This is a genomic window from Amycolatopsis sp. NPDC102522, from assembly GCF_055584485.1.
This window is the reverse complement of the sequence record NZ_JBVJLY010000006.1, coordinates 164,063-181,410: the sequence shown is the minus strand read 5'-3', so window position 1 is coordinate 181,410 and position 17,348 is coordinate 164,063. Positions and strand designations below refer to the sequence as shown.

Annotated in this window: 13 protein-coding genes; 4 read left to right on the top strand and 9 right to left on the bottom strand. The window is 70.2% G+C overall.

The window, feature by feature from the left end; translation table 11 throughout:
• Positions 1-198: 198 nt before the first annotated feature.
• Positions 199-1,779 carry a tannase/feruloyl esterase family alpha/beta hydrolase gene (locus ACZ6YV_RS17525; protein ID WP_465510575.1) on the bottom strand — a complete coding sequence of 527 codons (1,581 nt, stop codon included), beginning with the start codon at positions 1,777-1,779 and terminating at the stop codon, positions 199-201.
• Between the two features lie 166 nt (positions 1,780-1,945).
• Between ACZ6YV_RS17525 and ACZ6YV_RS17520 the strand changes: the two genes are divergently transcribed.
• Positions 1,946-4,648: a helix-turn-helix transcriptional regulator gene (locus tag ACZ6YV_RS17520; RefSeq protein ID WP_465510574.1), complete on the top strand. Its 2,703-nt coding sequence runs from the start codon at positions 1,946-1,948 to the stop codon at positions 4,646-4,648.
• A gap of 220 nt (positions 4,649-4,868) precedes the next feature.
• On the opposite strand, the gene ACZ6YV_RS17515 is transcribed toward ACZ6YV_RS17520, so the two are convergent.
• Positions 4,869-5,300 (bottom strand): organic hydroperoxide resistance protein, encoded by a 432-nt coding sequence (locus tag ACZ6YV_RS17515; RefSeq protein ID WP_465510573.1) that lies wholly within the window; start codon positions 5,298-5,300, stop codon positions 4,869-4,871.
• A 139-nt stretch (positions 5,301-5,439) separates the two neighbouring features.
• Here ACZ6YV_RS17515 and ACZ6YV_RS17510 point away from each other — a divergent pair, with 139 nt between their 5' ends.
• Positions 5,440-7,014 carry a BTAD domain-containing putative transcriptional regulator gene (locus ACZ6YV_RS17510; protein WP_465510572.1) on the top strand — a complete coding sequence of 525 codons (1,575 nt, stop codon included), beginning with the start codon at positions 5,440-5,442 and terminating at the stop codon, positions 7,012-7,014.
• Here the strand turns inward: ACZ6YV_RS17510 and ACZ6YV_RS17505 are convergent, their stop codons facing one another.
• The 6 genes from ACZ6YV_RS17505 to ACZ6YV_RS17480 form a co-directional block, all read right to left on the bottom strand.
• On the bottom strand, positions 7,015-8,613 hold the full coding sequence (locus ACZ6YV_RS17505) for a glycoside hydrolase family 13 protein (protein ID WP_465510571.1): 1,599 nt from the start codon (positions 8,611-8,613) through the stop codon (positions 7,015-7,017).
• A 39-nt stretch (positions 8,614-8,652) separates the two neighbouring features.
• The gene (locus ACZ6YV_RS17500) at positions 8,653-9,522 is read right to left on the bottom strand and encodes a carbohydrate ABC transporter permease (RefSeq protein ID WP_465510570.1); all 870 of its coding nucleotides are present in this window, start codon (positions 9,520-9,522) and stop codon (positions 8,653-8,655) included.
• Complete coding sequence (locus tag ACZ6YV_RS17495; protein WP_465510569.1) at positions 9,519-10,493, bottom strand: carbohydrate ABC transporter permease; 975 nt, start codon at positions 10,491-10,493, stop codon at positions 9,519-9,521. Before ACZ6YV_RS17495 ends, ACZ6YV_RS17500 begins: the two co-directional genes overlap by 4 nt.
• Entirely contained in the window at positions 10,471-11,850 is a 1,380-nt protein-coding gene (locus ACZ6YV_RS17490; protein WP_465510568.1) for an ABC transporter substrate-binding protein, read from the bottom strand. The genes ACZ6YV_RS17495 and ACZ6YV_RS17490 overlap by 23 nt, the downstream gene beginning before the upstream one ends.
• Positions 11,851-12,027: 177 nt before the next feature.
• Positions 12,028-13,029, bottom strand: a complete 1,002-nt coding sequence (locus ACZ6YV_RS17485) for a LacI family DNA-binding transcriptional regulator (protein ID WP_465510567.1) — start codon at positions 13,027-13,029, stop codon at positions 12,028-12,030.
• A gap of 32 nt (positions 13,030-13,061) precedes the next feature.
• Positions 13,062-14,261: an MFS transporter gene (locus ACZ6YV_RS17480; RefSeq protein ID WP_465510566.1), complete on the bottom strand. Its 1,200-nt coding sequence runs from the start codon at positions 14,259-14,261 to the stop codon at positions 13,062-13,064.
• 58 nt (positions 14,262-14,319) lie between these two features.
• Here ACZ6YV_RS17480 and ACZ6YV_RS17475 point away from each other — a divergent pair, with 58 nt between their 5' ends.
• On the top strand, positions 14,320-14,865 hold the full coding sequence (locus ACZ6YV_RS17475; protein WP_465510565.1) for a hypothetical protein: 546 nt from the start codon (positions 14,320-14,322) through the stop codon (positions 14,863-14,865).
• Positions 14,866-14,979: 114 nt separating this feature from the next.
• Entirely contained in the window at positions 14,980-16,386 is a 1,407-nt protein-coding gene (locus ACZ6YV_RS17470; RefSeq protein ID WP_465510564.1) for a PepSY-associated TM helix domain-containing protein, read from the top strand.
• Here the strand turns inward: ACZ6YV_RS17470 and ACZ6YV_RS17465 are convergent.
• Complete coding sequence (locus tag ACZ6YV_RS17465; RefSeq protein ID WP_465510563.1) at positions 16,376-17,287, bottom strand: SDR family NAD(P)-dependent oxidoreductase; 912 nt, start codon at positions 17,285-17,287, stop codon at positions 16,376-16,378. The genes ACZ6YV_RS17470 and ACZ6YV_RS17465 overlap by 11 nt on opposite strands.
• Positions 17,288-17,348: the final 61 nt, after the last annotated feature.

Genomic DNA, 17,348 nt, shown 5'->3' with positions numbered 1-17,348 from the left:
TTGTGGCTCAGCGGTTTCCGTCGTCGTCCAAAGAAGATTCGGACATCCGCGCGATTTGGCTCGTCGCGGTGTCCCTCGTCGTCAATACCGTACTTTTGAGGGGTATGGCAAAGGGAACCCCGGAACTTCTCACAGAATGAGGAAGTGCCCGTCGTACCGGAGGGGGCGCCGGCACGACGGGCACAGGTGGGGAGGACCTCAGCGAGCGGTGCAGCGGTAGCTCGCGGCCACCGCGGGATCACCGTGGCCCCGGTACCGCGAGACCTGCGGATACGGGCAGAGATCGCGGGTGAGGGTCTTGTCGCCGTTCGCCGCGGGCAGGGTCGCCGGTGCCTTGCCGTGTTCGACCCAGTCGACGAGCGCGCCCAGCGCGTTCGTCGGTGCGGCGCCCGCGCCGCCGAAGCAGTGCGCGACACCCGGCGCGAGGAACAGCCGGTAGAAGTCGTCGACCCACCTCGGACCGCCCAGCTCACGCTCCACCTCACGGCGGTACTGGAGCGTGCCGCCCGGCGGGATCAGCTGGTCGTCGGTGCCGACGAAGGTGATCAGCTTGCCGCCCGCCCGGCGGAAGTCCGACAGATCGGGGTCCGAGGTGCCGATGACGTCGTCGTACTCCCGCACCGACTGACGGAACAGCTCGGCGTACTGACGATAGGTGAGCTTCTCGGTGTCGAACCCAGGCTGCTTCTTCAGGAACGTCCGCACCCAGCCGGTGGCCACCGGGAACCCCGGAGCGGTCGTCACCGGGCCGAAGTCCGCGCCCTTGGGGAGACCGGCCCAGAGCCGTCGCCCGTGCTCGTCGGTCGGCCCGGCCCAGATCTTGCGCACGACCTCGGCGTCCGCCGCGGTGACGGTGACCTCTTTGTCGCCGCAGAGGACCTTCGTGCCGATGAGGGAACGCGGGTCGTAGCCGCATTCGTCCGGCCGGTCCACGATGCCGTTGGTGACCCCGTCCCTGCCGTCGCAGGCCTTGATCGCGGCCTGCTGGAAGGCGGTGAAGACACAGGTCGCGGGGAAGGTCTTCTCCTGGTTCATCACGACTCGAGGCCAGAGGGTCGCGACCGCGAACTCCGCCCAGTGCACGGCGGGCGCGTTCGCCAGGACACCGTCGAAGTCCTCGGGATACTCCTGCGCTTCGGAGTAGCCCTGACGGCCACCGGTCGAGCAGCCGTTCCAGTACGAGTGACCGACGGCCCGCTGGTAGAACTTCCGGGTCACGTCCTTCCCGATGACGGCGGCCTCGTGCACGGACCGGGTCGCGAAGTTCGTCACCAGCGGTTTGTCGATCTCGCCCTGGGGGGTGAGCGCCCACGAGGTGTCGAGGAAGGTCAGGGGGACACCGGCGTCGGTCGTCACGCCGCTGTAGCCGTCCTTGACCGCCTGGACGAGCGGGGCGCCGAAGTCACCGGCGGTGTAGGCGCTGCCGCCGACCGCCTGGAGCCTGCCCGTCCATCCGGTCTGCGGGAGCGCGACGGCGACCTTGACGTGGTCGCCCGCCTTCCCGTGGGTCAGCGTGACGGTGATTTCGCAGTACGCGGGCACGCCGGTGATCGGGGCGGGTGCCGAGAACGGGGTGGGCGGGAACGTGACGGTCCCGCCCGGTTTCAGGGCCGCCTCCACCGCTTCGATCCGCGCGCCCGCGGGCGCCGGCACGGGGACCGCCGCGCACGAGGACGACGTCGCCGCCTCCGCGGGCGCCGTCTGTGTGACCGAGGTCAGCACCAGCGGCAGCAAAGCGGCCAAGGGGGCCGCCGCCAGGAACGTCTTCTTGCGTCTCATCACTTTCCTTTGCCGGTCATCCGAAAGAGCAGCCTGGGACTGAAGCTAGGCCGATCGTGTTGACACGCCGTCTACATCCTGTGGACGTCGCGGGTACGTCCTAACTGGACCGTTTGGGTATCGTCGGATGGGCGGGCCAGTCGGCCTGGGGGAGGAATGCCGCACCATGCCGCTTTTCGGACGGGAAGCCGAGCTGAAGGACTTGGGCGAGCTCGTCGACGGGCCCGCTGCGAACTGCGGAGGTGTCCTCGTCCAGGGGGAACCCGGCATCGGCAAGTCCGCCGTCGTGGCGGAAGCCGTCGCCGCGGCGACGGTCGGAGGGCTGCGGGTGCTGCGCACGACCGGCGTCGAGGCCGAACGGAACTTTGCCTACGCGGCCCTTCACCAGCTGCTCCACCCGGTGCGGGCCGGCGCGGACACCCTGCCCGCGCCGCAGCGGTCCGCGCTCTGGGCGGCGCTGGGGCTCGCCGAGGCGGCGGAGCCCAATCCCTACTTCGTCGGACTGGCCGCGCTGACGCTGCTTTCGGACGAGGCGGCGGCCAAGCCGATGCTGATCGTCGCCGAAGACGTCCACTGGATGGACCGGGAGAGCGCCGACGTCCTCGCGTTCGTGGCCAGGCGGATCGACACCGAACCGATCGTCCTGATCGCGACCGTCCGGGACGGGGAGCCGTCACCACTGCGCGACGCCGGACTGTCCTCAATGGACATCGAACGCCTGCCCGGCGATGTCGCGGCCGAGCTGCTCGACTCCGTCGCCCCCTGGCTCACTTCGCCGGTCCGGTCGCGGCTGCTCGCCGAGGCCGCCGGGAACCCGCTGGCCCTGACCGAGCTGCCGTCGGCCGTGACCGAGGCGCCCGATCCCGTGCTGCCGCTGACCGAACGGCTCGAGCGCACGTTCGGCGCCCGGTTCACCGCCCTGGCGGAACCGGGCCGCACGACGTTGCTGGTGGCCGCGCTCAACGAGACCGGTTCGCTCACCGAGACCCTCGCGGCGGCGGCCGCGTTGCTGGGCGAAGACGTCGAACCGTCGGCTCTGACGCCCGCCGTCGAGGCCCGGTTGATCGACCTCGAACCCCGGACGGTTTCTTTCCGGCACCCGCTGATGCGTTCGGCCATCCCCGCGTCGGTGTCGTTCGAGGAACGGCGGCGCGCTCACCTGAGCCTCGCCGAGACCGTGCGCGCGCAGCCGGACCGTCGAGCCTGGCATCAGGCGGCCGCGGCGACCGGCGCCGACGAAGACGTGGCCGTCGAGTTGGAGAACGCCGCCGACCGTGCCCGGCACCGCGGCGGGGTGACGGCCGCCGTCGCCGCGCTGGAGCAGGCGGCCCGGTTGAGCGCCGATCCGGAGCGGCGGGCGGGCCGGTTGCTGCGTGCGGCCGAGCTGGCCGTCGAGTCCGGGGGCCGCGAGACGGCGGAACGCCTCGTCCGGGACGCGCGCGCGGGTGATCTCACGCCACGGCAACGATCGACGGCGAGCTGGCTGCTCAGCGGGTTCGAGGACGGTGTCCGCGAGGATCTTTCCCGGGTCGCGGAATTGGCGCGGCTGGCCGAGTCGGTCGCGGAGGAGGGGCACCCGGATCCGGCGATGCGCGTCCTGTGGGGTGCCGCCATGCGCTGCTTCTGGGCCGAACCCGGCTCGGACACGCGGCGGACGCTGCTGGCCGTCGCGGACGGTCTCCCGGTCGAGAACTCGGACCCGCGGCTGGTCGCCGTCGCCGCCTACGTGGCGCCGTTCGAACGGGCGGAGTCCGTGCTCGGCGAGCTGCGCGGGCTGGCCGCCACCACCGGAGCCGATCCCGAGGTCGACCGCTTTCTCGGCAGCGCGTCGCTGCAGGTCGGCGCGGTCGATCTGGCCGCGCGGTTCTCGGCCGCCGCGGCACCGGGGCTGCGCGCGCAAGGCAGGCTCGGGTTGCTGCCACGGGCACTGGCTGTCCAGGCGTGGAGCCGGGTCCGGCTCGGCGATCTCGCCGCGGCCGTCCCGGTCGCGGCGGAAGCGGCGAAATTCGCCAAGGAGACCGGGCAGCCGTTCATGTACGGCCTCGCCACCGCGGTCCAGGCCGAGATCGCCGCGCTGCGGGGCGAGCACAAACAGGCGAAGGCGCTGGCTGACGAGGCCGAACGGACCGGACTGGCCGCGGGCGCCCGGCCGGTACTGGCGACAGTGCAGCTCGCGCGGGGGATCACGGCGTCGAGCGAGGGCCGTTTCGACGACGCGTTCGCCGACCTGCGGCGCCTGTTCGACCCAGCCGATCCCGCTTTCCAGCTGGCGCTGCGCGTCTACTTCGTCGCGGACCTCGCCGAGGTCGCGATCCGGGCGGGCCAGGCCGAGGCCCTGCGCGAGGTCGTCGGGGAGATGGAGCGGCTGGCCCTGTCGACCCCGGCGCCCGCCTTGCACCTCGGACTGCGCTACGCCCGAGCGGTGCTTGACCCGAGCGACGAACTGTTCGAGACCGCGTTGGGAGCGGAGCTGGACGGCTGGCCCGCCGAACGCGGGCGGCTGCACCTGGCCTACGGCGAATGGCTGCGGCGGCAGCGGCGCGCCGTGGACTCGCGGGCGCATCTGCGCATCGCGCGGGAGACGTTCGACGCGCTCGGCATGACCGCGTGGGCCGAACGCGCCCGCCGGGAACTACGGAGCGCGGGGGAGTCCAGCCCCCACCGCGGCCCGGACGCGCGCGAGAAGCTGACCCCGCACGAGCTGAGCATCGTGCAGCTGGCCGCGGAGGGACTGACGAACCGGGAGATCGGGCAGCGGCTCTACCTGTCCCACCGGACGGTGGGGACGCATCTGCACCGGATCTTCCCGAAACTCGGGGTGAGTTCGCGCGCGGAACTCGCGGGAGCGCTCAAGCAACGCGGGTCGTGAGTGGCAGGTGTCGTTCTCTTGCGGGGTAAGGCAAACGTGTCGGGCTGGTGAAGGGGACTTTCGCCGCATCGCACGCGGGGAAGGTTCCCTTCACCTCACTCCCCGCTGGGTTCCGGTGCTCTACGTCACTGTCCTGGAGGGGCCCTTCAGGACACGACACCGACCCGGGACATCTCGGCCCTTCGGAAAGCCTTCCGAAACACGGCGCGAGCGCGGGGCGTCAGGCGACGGTCGCGTCCAGCGTGACCTCGATGTTCCCCCGCGTCGCCTTCGAGTACGGGCACACCTGGTGCGCGCCCTGGACCAGCTCGTCGGCGGTGGCCTGGTCGATCCCGGAGGCCTCCAGGTGCAGCGCGGCGCTCAGGTGGAACTCGCCTGCGGCGGTGTCGTGGTGCAGCGTCACGTCGGCGACCACCGCGAGGTCGTTCAGGGCCACCTTCTTGACGCCCGCGACGCGGCGGACGGCGCCGACGAAGCAGGACGCCCAGCCCGCGGCGAACAGCTGCTCGGGGTTCGTGCCGTCGCCGGCGCCACCGAAGGCCTTCGGCACGGCGAGGCCGACGTCGAGCACGCCGTCGTCGGAGGTCGCCCGGCCGCCGTTGCGGCCTTCCGCGGTCGAAGTGGCGACGGCGGTGTACGTGGTTTCAGACATGCCGCAACCGTAGGAATCCGGCCGGGGCCGCGGCGCCCGTCGGACGACGTCATTCCTGTACGTCATGGGCGGACGACGTACGCCGACGACGTCGTCCGACGGTCGCGGCGGCCGCCCGGGCTCGCCTACCTTTCCGCTCATGTCCTCCCTGCCGCAGGAAGTCCGGTACCGCTTCACCGTGCTCGGCCCGCCCGGTTTCACCAGCGGCGGCACCCGGCTGGACCTCGGCTCGCCGCAGCAGCAGGCCGTCTTGACGGTGTTGCTGGCCAACGCGGGCAGCTTCGTCCGGACCGGCGAGCTGATCGACGGACTCTGGGGCGAGCGGGCCCCCGCGACCGGTGAAGCGGTCATCCGGACCTACATCTCCCGCCTTCGACGGCTTCTCTCCTTGCAAGGACTGGGATCGGCGATCATTTCGCGGTCCGGCGGCTACCAGCTGGATCCGGATTCCTTCGAAGTGGACGCCGTCGAATTCGCCGGGCTGATCGAGAGCGCGCGTCAGGCGCGCACCGTGGAGGCGGCGGCGAAGCTGCTGGAACGGGCACTCGGTCTTTGGACGGGCACGGCGCTGGCCGGCGTCCCCGGCGAAGCGGCCGAGCACGAGCGCTCGCGGCTGGAACGGCTGAAGCTGACCGCCACCCAGGAGCTGCTCCGGCTGCGCTTGGAACTCGGGGAGCACGACGAGGTGGTGGCCGAGGTGCCCATGCTCATCGAACGGAACCGCCTCGAAGAACCGCTGTACGAGATCTACCTCCTCGCCCTCCATCGTGGCGGGCGGCGGGCCGAGGCACTTGAGCTCTACCGGTCGATCCACGACCTGTTCGACGAGGAGCTCGGGGTCCGTCCGGGGCCGAAACTGCGGGCGCTGCACGAGAAGGTGCTTCGCGCCGAGGACGAGCAGACGCCTGTCGTCCGAGAGTCGGGCTCGCTGTTCGTCGGCAGGGAGCGCGAACGCGCCGAGTTCCGGCGGTTGCTGGCGAGAGACCCGGCCAAGGGCGTGGAAGTCCTGTTCTTCACCGGCGCCCCCGGTATCGGGAAGTCGACACTGCTGCGGAAGTTCGCCGACGACGCGGCCGCCCTGGGCAAGCCCGTACGGCTGGTCGACGCGTTCGAAGACCTCGCCGATCCGGCCGAAGTCTTCCGCCGCCTGCCCGAAGGCGCCACTGTCGTGATCGCGGGCCGGAACGGTCCGGACGCCATGCTGCTCGTCGACCCGGCGTGGTCGAGGAGGATCAGGCTCCGAAGGCTCGAAGCCTTGAGCGAAACCGAATCCGTGGAACTGCTGGAAGCGCGCGACGTCGAACCGGGTCTCCGGAAGTCCATTGTGGACTTCGCGGCGGGCAATCCGTTCGCGCTCTCCTTGGCCGCCGAGGTCAGCAGGTCACCGCGAGTGGACGCGGCGCGCTACGTGATCGACACCGTCTACGCGCATTTGGCGGGAAATCCGCCGTCGGAGGCACATCGGTGGGCGTTGTACGTCTGCGCACAGGCCGGTCACACCACCGAAGACCTCCTTCGGTCCGTGCTTCCGGGAGGGCGGTCGTCGGAGCTGTTCGACTGGCTCCGCGACCACCCCTGTGTCGAAGCCGCCGCCGAGGGCCTGGTCCTCGGCGGCGTGCTCCGCGAGGCGCTCGACAGGCACCTCCGGTGGCGTGACCCGGCGGGCCGCGCACGGATGCGCGGCCGGATCAGCCGGGTCACGACCGGCCGGTGATCAGGTGCGCAGCCACACCGCCGTGTCTGTCGGGAGCTCACCGTCGAGAGGGCCACTGGCCATCAGCACCTCGCGATGAGGCGGCAGCGGCACCGGTGCGTGGGAGAAGTTCAGCACGAAGGTGAACCCCGGTTCCCGGGTGAACGCGAGGACGCCGTCGTCCAGTGACAGCCACTCCAACTCTCCCGGGCCGAGCGCGGGAAGTTCGTCCCGCAGACGCAGACCGGCACGGTAGAGCCGGAGCATCGACGCCGGCTCGGCCGCCTGCGCTTCCGCCGTGCCGGAGCGCCATTCCGCGGGCTGGGGCAGCCAGGTCCCGCCGGTGCCGAAGCCGAACGGCGGGGCGTCACCGGACCAGGGGAGCGGGACGCGGCAGCCGTCCCGGCCAGGGTCGGCGCCGTTCGTGCGGGCCCACACCGGGTCCTGACGGAGCTCGTCGGGGATGTCCTCGATCTCCCACAAGCCGAGCTCTTCCCCTTGGTAGACATACAGACCGCCGGGCAGCGCCATGGTCAGCAGCGCCGCCGCCCGTGCCCGGCGCGTGCCCAGTTCCCGGTCGACAGGGGTGCCGTGCAGCCGGTCGGCGAACGCGAAGCCGGTGTCGCCTTCGCGCCCGTACCGGGTCACGTGCCGGGTGACATCGTGGTTCGACAGGACCCAGGCCGCGGGCGCGTCGACCTCCCCGTGTGCCACCAGCGTCCGCTCGATGACCTCCCGGAAGCGCGCGGAATCCCAGGGGCACACCAGGAAATCGAAGTTGAACGCCGCGTGCAGCTCGTCGCGGCGGAGATACCGTGCGGCCCGCGACAGGTCCGGCAGCCACATTTCGCCGACCAGGACCCGGTCTCCCGGGTAGCTGTCGGCGATCTTGCGCCACGACCGGTAGATCTCGTGCAGCCCCTCCTGATCGGAGAACGGCGTCTCGTCGCCGGGGTCGACGTCGGGCAGCCGCGGATCCTTCACCAGCCCGTCCGCGACGTCGATGCGGAACCCGTCGACCCCGCGGTCGAACCAGAACCGCAGGACGTCTTCGAAGTCCGCGCGGATGTCCTGGTTGTCCCAGTTGAAGTCCGGCTGACGCGAGCTGTAGAGATGCAGGAACCACTCGCCGTCCGGGACCCGCGTCCACGCGGAGCCGCCGAAGCGTGACTTCCAGTTGTTCGGCGGTTCGGAGCCGTCCGGCCCCCGGCCCGGCCGGAACCAGAACCGTTGCCGCTCGGGCGATCCCGGTTCCGCCGCGAGTGCGTCGGCGAACCACCGGTGCTCGTCGGAACAGTGGTTCGGCACGATGTCGATGATCACGCGGATGCCCTTGGCGTGGGCGGCGGCGATCAGCTCCTCCGCCTCGGCGAGCGTGCCGAAGAGCGGGTCGATCTCCCGGAAGTCGGCGACGTCGTAGCCGCCGTCGTCCATCGGCGACGGATACCACGGGGTGAACCAGATCGCGTCGATCCCCAGTTCGGCCAGGTAGTCCAGCCGCGCGCGGACCCCGGCGAGATCGCCGACGCCGTCGCCGTTCCCGTCGGCGAAACTGCGGATGTAGACCTGGTAGATGGCCGCGCTCCGCCACCATCCGGCGGACTGCCCCAATGCGGTCACGGAAAATGCCCTCCCAATCGTTTGCGGAAACCCCGAGAGTCAGCCTTTGACGCTGCCGGCGGTGAGCCCGGCGAGGATGTGCCGCTGGAACGCCAGGAACAGCGCCACCATCGGCAGGCTGGCCAGCACCATGCCGGCGACCAGCACGTTCAGCGGCATGTCGATGGCCACTCGCTGCAGCATCACCGACAGCGTCTGCTTTTCGGTGTCCGGGAACACCAGCAGCGGCCAGATGAAGTCCTTCCACGCGGCCACTACCGCGAGGATCGAGACCACGGCCAGGATCGGCCGCGAGATCGGCAGGATGATGCGCCACAGCGTGCGCACCGGCCCGGCGCCGTCGAGCCGCGCGGCTTCGATCAGCTCGTCCGGGATCTGGTCGAAGAACCGTTTCAGCAGATAGATGTTGAACGCGTTCGCCGCGGCGGGCAGCCAGACCGCCGCCGGTGAGTTGACCAGGTTGACGTGCAGCAACGGCAGATCGGTGATCGTCACGTAGGTCGGCACCAGCAGCGCCGCCGCCGGCAGCATCAACGTCACCAGCATGAGTCCCAGCACGACGTTGCCGAATTTCGGCCGCAGTTTCGACAACGCGAACGCCGCGGGGACGTCGATGGCCAGCTGGGCCAGCCAGGCGCCCCCGGCGACGACGACCGTGTTGAGGAAGTACTTGCCGAGACTCAGCTGATCCCACGCGTCGGCGAAGGTCTCCGGATGCCACTCGTTCGGAATGAACGTCGCGGGCGTCTGCACGAGCTCCTGCGGTGACTTCATCGCGCCGGTCACCGCCCAGTACAGCGGGAACAGGAACGCGATGACGAACAGCAGCAGGGTGCAGCCGAAGACGACGGCGTACCCGATCTTGCCGCCGGGACTGCGCAGCGTGCCGGGGGAGACGAGCGTCCTCATGACTGATCCGCCTTCCGGGTCAGGCGCACGTACAACGCGGAGAACACCCCGAGCGCGACGAACAGCAACAGGCTCAACGCGCTCGCCGAGCCGAAGTCGTTGTAGACGAAGGCGTAGCGGTACAGCAGCAGGAGCACGGTGACGGTGGAGTCGTCCGGCCCGCCGCCGGTCATCACGTACGGCTCGGTGAACACCTGCATCGTCGCGACGACCTGCAGCAGCAGGAGCACCAGCAGCACGAACCGCGTCTGCGGCAGCGTGACATGGATCAGGCGCTTCCACAGCCCGGCGCCGTCGAGCTCCGCGGCTTCGTAGAGCTCGCCGGGGATCGTGCCGAGCGCGGCGAGGTAGATCAGCGTGGTGCTGCCCATGTTCGCCCACGTGGAGACGAACACCAGTGACAACATCGAGGTGTCGCTGGAGTCGAGCCACTGACCGCCGGACAGGCCGACGGCGCCGAGCGCGGAGTTGAACAGCCCGGAACCCGGGTCGTAGAACCACTTCCACATCAGGGCGGTGACCACCGGCGGCAGCATCACCGGCAGGTAGACCGCGAGCCGGAAGAACGCCTTGGCGTGCCGCAGTTCGTTGAGCAGGACCGCGGTCAGGAACGGCACCACGAATCCGAAGACCAGCGCGAGCGCGGTGAACAGCAGCGTGTTGCGCCAGGCGACACCGAACAGCGGGTCTTCGAACGGGCGGGTGAAGTTGTCGAACCCCACCCACGTCGGCGGATTGACGAAGTCGACCTGCTGGAAGCTCAGCAGCACCCCGCGCACGATCGGGTACCAGGAGAACAGCGCGAACACCACGAGCGCGGCGCACAGCAATCCGTACGCGGTGAGGTTTTCCTTGAGCTTGCGCCGCAAGCGGGTCCGGCGGCGGTCGGCCGCGGACGCGACCGGGCGACCGGCCCGCGACGACGCCGTCGCGGGCCAGTCGAGGACGCTACTTGACCTGTGAGAGGACACTGTTGACCTTCGACTCGGCCGACGACAGCTGCTGATCGATGTTCGCGTTCCGATCGGTGAGCACCGCCTGCATCACACTGTCGAGAACGGCGTACACCTGCTGCGCGTTCGGCGGTTCGATGCTGCCCTTGATCCGCGAACTCGCGTCCACATAGGACTGGAAGTTCTCGGCGGGAACGTTGGCGTGCTTGGTCTTCAGTGCGAGCTGCTGATCGCGGACGGCACCCTGCCAGATGTCCGGCGTCGGCTCGGCCGGCAGCCCGACAGGCTGCTTGCCGTCGACGTACTGCTGGACGTGCTTCTCGAAGCGCTCCGGGTTGAGGTACTTCCAGCGGACCCATTCCAGGCCCGCCTTGACCTTCTCCGGCGAGGCCTTCGGGTTGATCATGTACCCCTCACCGCCGAGCAGGGTGCCCTGGCCGCCCGGCATCCCGGCGACGCCGTAGTCCTCGTACTTGCCGTTGAACTGCTTGACCAGCACCAGGACGTTGTCCGGGGCGGCCATGTACATGCCGAGCTGACCCGCGCCCATCATGCGCTGCACGTCCTGGGCTTCGAGCAACTGCTTGCTGCCCATGGTGTCGTCGTCCCACCGCATGGCGCGCAGCTGGTTCAGGGCGGCCTTGGCCTTGTCGTTGTTGAAGGCCGCGACCCACTTGTCGCCGTCCTTGCGGGCGACCTCGCTGCCCATGGAGTAGAGCCAGCCGGTCAGATGCCAGCCGCCCTGGTTGTTCTTGCTGTAGTCGGCGTACCCGACGGTGCCGTTGCCCAGCGCGGCGATCTTCTTCGCGGCTTCGCGGACCTCGTCCCAGGTCTGCGGCGGTTTGTTCGGGTCCAGCCCGGCCTTCTGGAACAGTGGGCGGCTGTAGAGCAAGCCCATGCTGTAGTTCATCGTCGGCAGGCCGTAGAGCTTGCCGTCGGCGCCCCGGAAGTTGTCCAGTAATTCCGGCCTGATGTCGTTGAAATTCTTCAGGTTCTTTGCCACTTCGGTGATGTCGGCGGCCTGACGGCGCGAGATGATCTGCGCCGGGTCGGTGAAGTAGACGTAGTAGACGTCTTCGAGCTGCCCGCCGGCGAGCTTGGCGGAGAACGTCTTCGGGTCCATGAACCCTTCGTGCGGCTCGATGTCGATGTCGGGATGGCTCTCCTCGAACTCCTTGACGTCGGCGTCGAACACGCTGCGCTCGAACGGTTGGCTGGTCGGGGGCTGGCCGGTGACGGTGATCTTGACCTTGCCCCCGGCTCCGGCGTCTTCACCGGAGCCGGAACCGCAGGCGGCCACTCCCAGAACGAGCCCGCCCGCGGCGAGCAGGCAGAACATCCGGCGGCGCACGGTGGGGGACCAAGTGCTGCTCATCTTCAAGCCTCATCTCGGGATCGCGACGGCTGTCACGTGATTGCGGTCACTCTAAAGTGAAGCCCCGGATTAACGCAATAACTCGATGAGAACGTGCAACTTTGCGACAGAGCGTGTCGCTGAACGCGAAGCAGGCGCCCTCCCGGGCGGGAAGGCGCCTGCTTCGCGGACGGTGGGTTACCGGCGGGCGGTGGAGCCCCGGACGACGAGTTCGGGCGCGAACAGCAGCTCCTCGGCCGCCACTTCGCCGCCGTTTATGCGCTTGACCAGCAGTTCCACCACGGCGCGGCCCATCGCCTCGATCGGCTGGCGGGTCGTGGTCAGCGGCGGGTCGGTGCAGTTCATCAGCGCCGAATCGTCGTAGCCGACCACTGAGATGTCGTCGGGCACCGACAGTCCCTGTCGCCGTGCCGCGCGGATCGCGCCCAGGGCCAGGAGGTCGCTCGCGCACAGGACGGCCGTCGCGCCGCGCGGGTACAGCCGGGCCGCGGCCGCGTGACCGCCTTCGATGGAGAACATGCCGTGCTCGATGAGTTCGTCCAGGACGGGGAGTCCGAGCTTCCCCGCGTAGGCGCGGAACGCCTCGAGTTTGCGCTGGGACGGCACGTGGTCGGTCGGGCCGAGGACGAGGCCGATCTTCTCGTGCCCGAGCGAGCTCAGATGCCCGACGACCTGCTCGACGGCGACAGCGTCGTCGCACGAGATCTGCGGTAGTCCGAGGTGGTCGACGGCGGCGTTGATCAGCACCGTCGGCAGGCGACGCTCGGCGAGATGGTGGTAGTGGGAGTGCACCGCGTCGGTCTGGGCATACAGCCCGCCGGCGAACACGACGCCGGAAACCTGCTGCTGGAGAAGTAGTTCGACGTACTCCGCCTCGGAGACACCGCCCGCGGTCCGCGTGCACAGCACCGGGGTGAAACCCTGCTGGGCGAGGGCGTTGCCCATGATCTCGGCCAGCGCGGGGAAAATGGGGTTCTGCAGTTCGGGAAGGACCAGGCCGACGAGGCGGGCACGGTCGCCGCGCAGCTGGGTCGGTCGTTCGTAGCCCATCACGTCCAGCGCGGTGAGGACGGCGGCCCGGGTGCCGGCGGAGACCCCGGACCGGCCGTTGAGCACCCGGCTGACCGTGGCTTCGCTGACCCCGACCTTGAGGGCTACTTCGGCAAGACGACGCGTCATGGGTGAAACTTTACCGCAAGCGAGCGCAAAAACTAGACACCCTTGATCGATGCGGTAGCGCGAAAGTCGCGCGAGGAGGGAACCAGCGCCGCTGCCGCCGGTGCGGCGAAGCAGACGACGGCGCACACCGCCAGCACTGGCGCCGCCCCGAATCCGTCGATCGCGGGCGCGATGAACGCCAGCCCTGCCGGTGCCAGGCCGTAGGAGAACAGGAAGTCCAAAGAGGACACCCGCGCGAGCTTCCCCGGTTCGACCTCCCGCTGGGTCGCGGTGAACCACGGGACGTTGAACAGTTCGATGCCCAGCCCCGCGACGGCGTAGGCGGCGATGACGAGAGCCGGGTGCACCGGGAACAGCAGGCTCAGCGGCGCGAAGCCGTAAAAGCCGAGCCCGATCAGTGCCGCCCAGCCTTGACGCTTCGGACGCCAGCGCGCGATGACGACGGCGCCCGCGAGCGCGCCGAGCGTGTACGCGGTGAGCCCGCCCGCCAGTACGGCTTCGGTGCCGTAGCGGTCGCGGCTGACCAGCGGCAGCACGACCCCGGTGGCGGAGTAGCCGGTCGCGATCACGGCGGTCAGCGCGCCGAGCCCGGCCAGGAACCACGGGTGACGGCGAGCTTCACGGAGACCGTCGGCGAACTCGCCGAAGAAGCGGGTCCTGGTGGCCGGAAGCGGCGCGAAGGTGCCTCGCGGCGGGATCAGCGCGGTGCCCAGCCAGAGCACTCCGGTGCCGATCACCAGGGCCGACGTCGAGGCGATCTGCGAGAGCAAAGCGGTGAGACCAGGCGCGACCAGGGTCGTGACCCGGACCGCCAGCGTCATCGCGGCGTTGGCCTGCTGACGCCGGTCCTCGGCGATCACTTCGGCGGTCAGTGCCTGGAATGCCGGGCGGCACGCACCCTGCCCGATCCCGACGACGGCGGCCGCGACGGCCGTCAGCAGGACGGACCGGCCCGTGCCGACCGCGATCAACGGCGTGGCGAGACCCGCGATCAGGCCTGCCCACAGCACGACCTGACGGCGGGAGTGCCGATCGGCGAGGACCCCCGCCACCGGGACGGCCCCGAGGAATCCCACGGTGCGGGCGGCCAGCACGATGCCGAGGTCCACCGCCGAAAGCGAGCGTTCGAGCACAGCGAGGCCGAGGATGAACGGAAGCGCCCAGGTCGCCAGCCCGGAGGCGGTGTTCCCGGTCCAGAGCCGGACGAACGGCAGGCTGGTGTGGTACTTCAAGCCAAATCCCTTCTTCTGACCCGCGACAGAAGGCCCGGTCGCGCTCTACTCTGCCTCCGTGCGCACGCCGACCCCGAACCGAGGCCCGGCCAGGCGCCTCCGCGGCGGCGTCGTGGGGGTCCTGACCGGCGTTTTGGCGACCGGTGCCCACGTCAGCACCAGCGGGCGTGTCCCCGACCTCGGGGTGGTCGTGCTGCTCGTCGCCCTGCTGAGCTGGGTGGCCTACGCGTTCGCGGTACGCCGTCGTGGCCCGCTCGCCATCCTCGGACTGGTCGCCGGCGGCCAAGCGGCGATGCACGCTTCCTTCACCTTCCTGACCTGGGAGTCACACTCCGGGCATGCCGAAACCCCGGGCAACGGCCTGCTCATGACGGCCGGGCACGCCACCGCGACCCTCGTGGTCGTCACGGCGCTGGCCGGCGCCGAGCGTGTCCTGTTCGCCCTCCTGACGCTGATCGCTTCGGTCCTCCCGCGCCGCCTGGCGCCACGACCCGCGACTGCGCCGCTGCGGATTCACGTCCCGCTCGCGGTGAAGTTCCCCTCGACCGAGGCGCTCCTGCGGGACGTGCTTTCGCGGCGCGGTCCGCCGGTGTCGTTCGCCTGATCCCCGAAACCCTGCCGAGACCCGTGTCGCGGCAGGGCTCAGCACGCGTGCCGTGATCACTCCGGCACGCGGCGAAGGCGCACGCCTCCCCACCGACGCCTCAGGAGTTCCCCCATGGCAACACAAACCGAACCGACCACGAGCCCACCCCGCGCGTCCGCCTGGCGTGGGCTGTTCCTCCGGCTCCACTTCTACGCCGGCGTTCTCGTCGGGCCGTTCGTCCTCATCGCCGCGCTCACCGGCGTCCTGTACGCGGCGACGCCGCAGATGGAGTCTTGGGTCTACTCGGACCAGCTCCGGGCACCCGTCGGGCTGAGCCAGGCCTCGCTCGCCGACCAGGTCAAGGCGGCGCAGGCGGCCAACCCCGGCGGCGAACTGGTCGCCGTCCGTCCGGCCCCCGAACCGGGCGACACGACCCGTGTGCTGTTCGCCGAAGCCGGACTCGGCGAGTCCGAGCGGCGTGCGATCTTCGTCGACCCGGCCACCGCGCAGGTACGCGGCGACCTCGTCGCGTACGGCTCGAGCGGCGCCCTTCCGCTCCGGACCACTCTCGACCAGTTGCACCGCAACCTGCTGCTCGGCGAACCAGGACGGCTCTACAGCGAACTCGCCGCGTCCTGGCTGTGGGTGGTCGCGCTGGGCGGCCTCGTGCTGTGGGTGAGCCGTCGTCGCGCCCGCCGGAACGAGAAGGCGGAGAAAGCCGCGAAGACCGAATCCGCGCGCGGGAAGTCCGTGCGCCGTCACGGATCCGTCGGCGTGTGGGTGCTGCTCGGCGCGCTGTTCCTGTCCGCGACAGGACTGACGTGGTCGGCGTACGCGGGCGAGAACGTCTCCGCGCTGCGTGAATCGCTCGGCTGGGCCACCCCGGCGTTGAAGGTGGCGGGCGCGGACGAGCACGCTGGGCACGCGGGTCACGGGGAAGCGCCCGCCGCACCGGCACCCGCGCGGCCCGAGAGCGTGGACGCGATGCTGGCCTCGGCCCGCGCCGCCGGGATCGACGCGGCCTCGGTGGAGATCGGGCTGCCCACCAAACCCGGCGCTCCTTGGCAGGTGGCGGAAGTCGAGCGCGGCTGGCCGACGCAGGTCGACGCCGTCGCGGTCGACGGGACCACCGGGCAGATCCTGGGCGAGGTGCGGTTCGCCGACTACCCGCTGATGGCGAAGCTCGCCCGCTGGGGCATCGACGCGCATATGGGCGTGCTTTTCGGCTGGCCCAACCAGATCGCGTTGCTCCTGCTCGGCGCCGGTCTGGTCACGCTGGTCGTGCTCGGCTACCGCATGTGGTGGCAGCGCAGGCCGACCCGGGCCACCGGCCTGACCTTCGGGCGGCCGATCCCGCGCGGGCAGTGGCGGAAGGCGCCCCCCGCCCTGGTGGCCGGGCTCCTCGTCCTCGCCGCCGCGATCGGCTGGTTCGTGCCGCTGTTCGGCATCAGCCTACTGACGTTCCTGGTGATCGACCTGCTACTGGGCCTGCGGTCCGGCCGTCAGTCCAAAACGGACTCCACCGACGTCACCGTGTGACCTCGGCGCCGGTGAGGCCGACGCTCGCCGCCCACACCCGGGCGGCGAGCGCGGTGTCGGCCAGCTTCCCGCGAACCGGTTCCCGTCGGGGTTCACCACGCAGGCCGAACACCCGGGGGCCGTACATCTCGCCGCCGCGCACGGCGGGGTCGAGCACGGCACGGACGGCGGGCCAGGCTCCGGCTTCCTTGCCCTGCAAGAGAAGCCCGGCCGGGAACTTCCGCCCGTCCGGCGTCGGGTGCACCGGCCGCGACGGGGTCAGGGAATCGAGCGCGCCACCGGGATGGTCGACGACGCTCAGCACCGTGCTCCCGGCCGCGCGCAGCCGCCGATCGAGCTCGAAGGCGAACAGCATCTGTGCCAGCTTCGAGCGCGCGTAGGTGCGTTTGGGCTGGTAGTCCCGCTTGCTCTGCAGGTCGTCCAGGTCGAGCTCCGCGGACTTGCCCACGAAACTGCCCGTGGTGACGACGCGGCCGGCCTCCGCGGCTTCGAGCAGGGGCATCAGGTGGTGCACCAGGACGAAATGCCCGAGATGGTTGGTGGCGAAGGTCAGCTCGTGCCCCTCGGCGCTCTCGCGCCTCGGCTGGTTCTCCAGGAGCACGCCCGCGTTGCAGACGACGGCGTCGAGCCGCTCGATCTCCAGGCTGTCCACTGAGGACTTGATGGACGGCAGATCGGAAAGATCGAGCTGCAGGTGCCCGAGTTTCGCGTCCGGGACCCGGGACCGGATCGACGTCATCGCGGCATCGGCCTTGGCGGTGTCCCGGCTGCCGAGGAGCACGGTGGCGCCGGTCCCGGCGAGCTGTTCGGCGGCGAAGTAGCCGATCCCCGCGTTGCCGCCGGTGACCAGGAAGGTCTTGCCGTCGGCGCGAGGCAGGTGGTGGACGTCCCACTGGTTCATGACGCGCTCCTCAAAGTCGAAGTCACTTCGAATATACATCGACTTCGATTTCGGAGGGCAT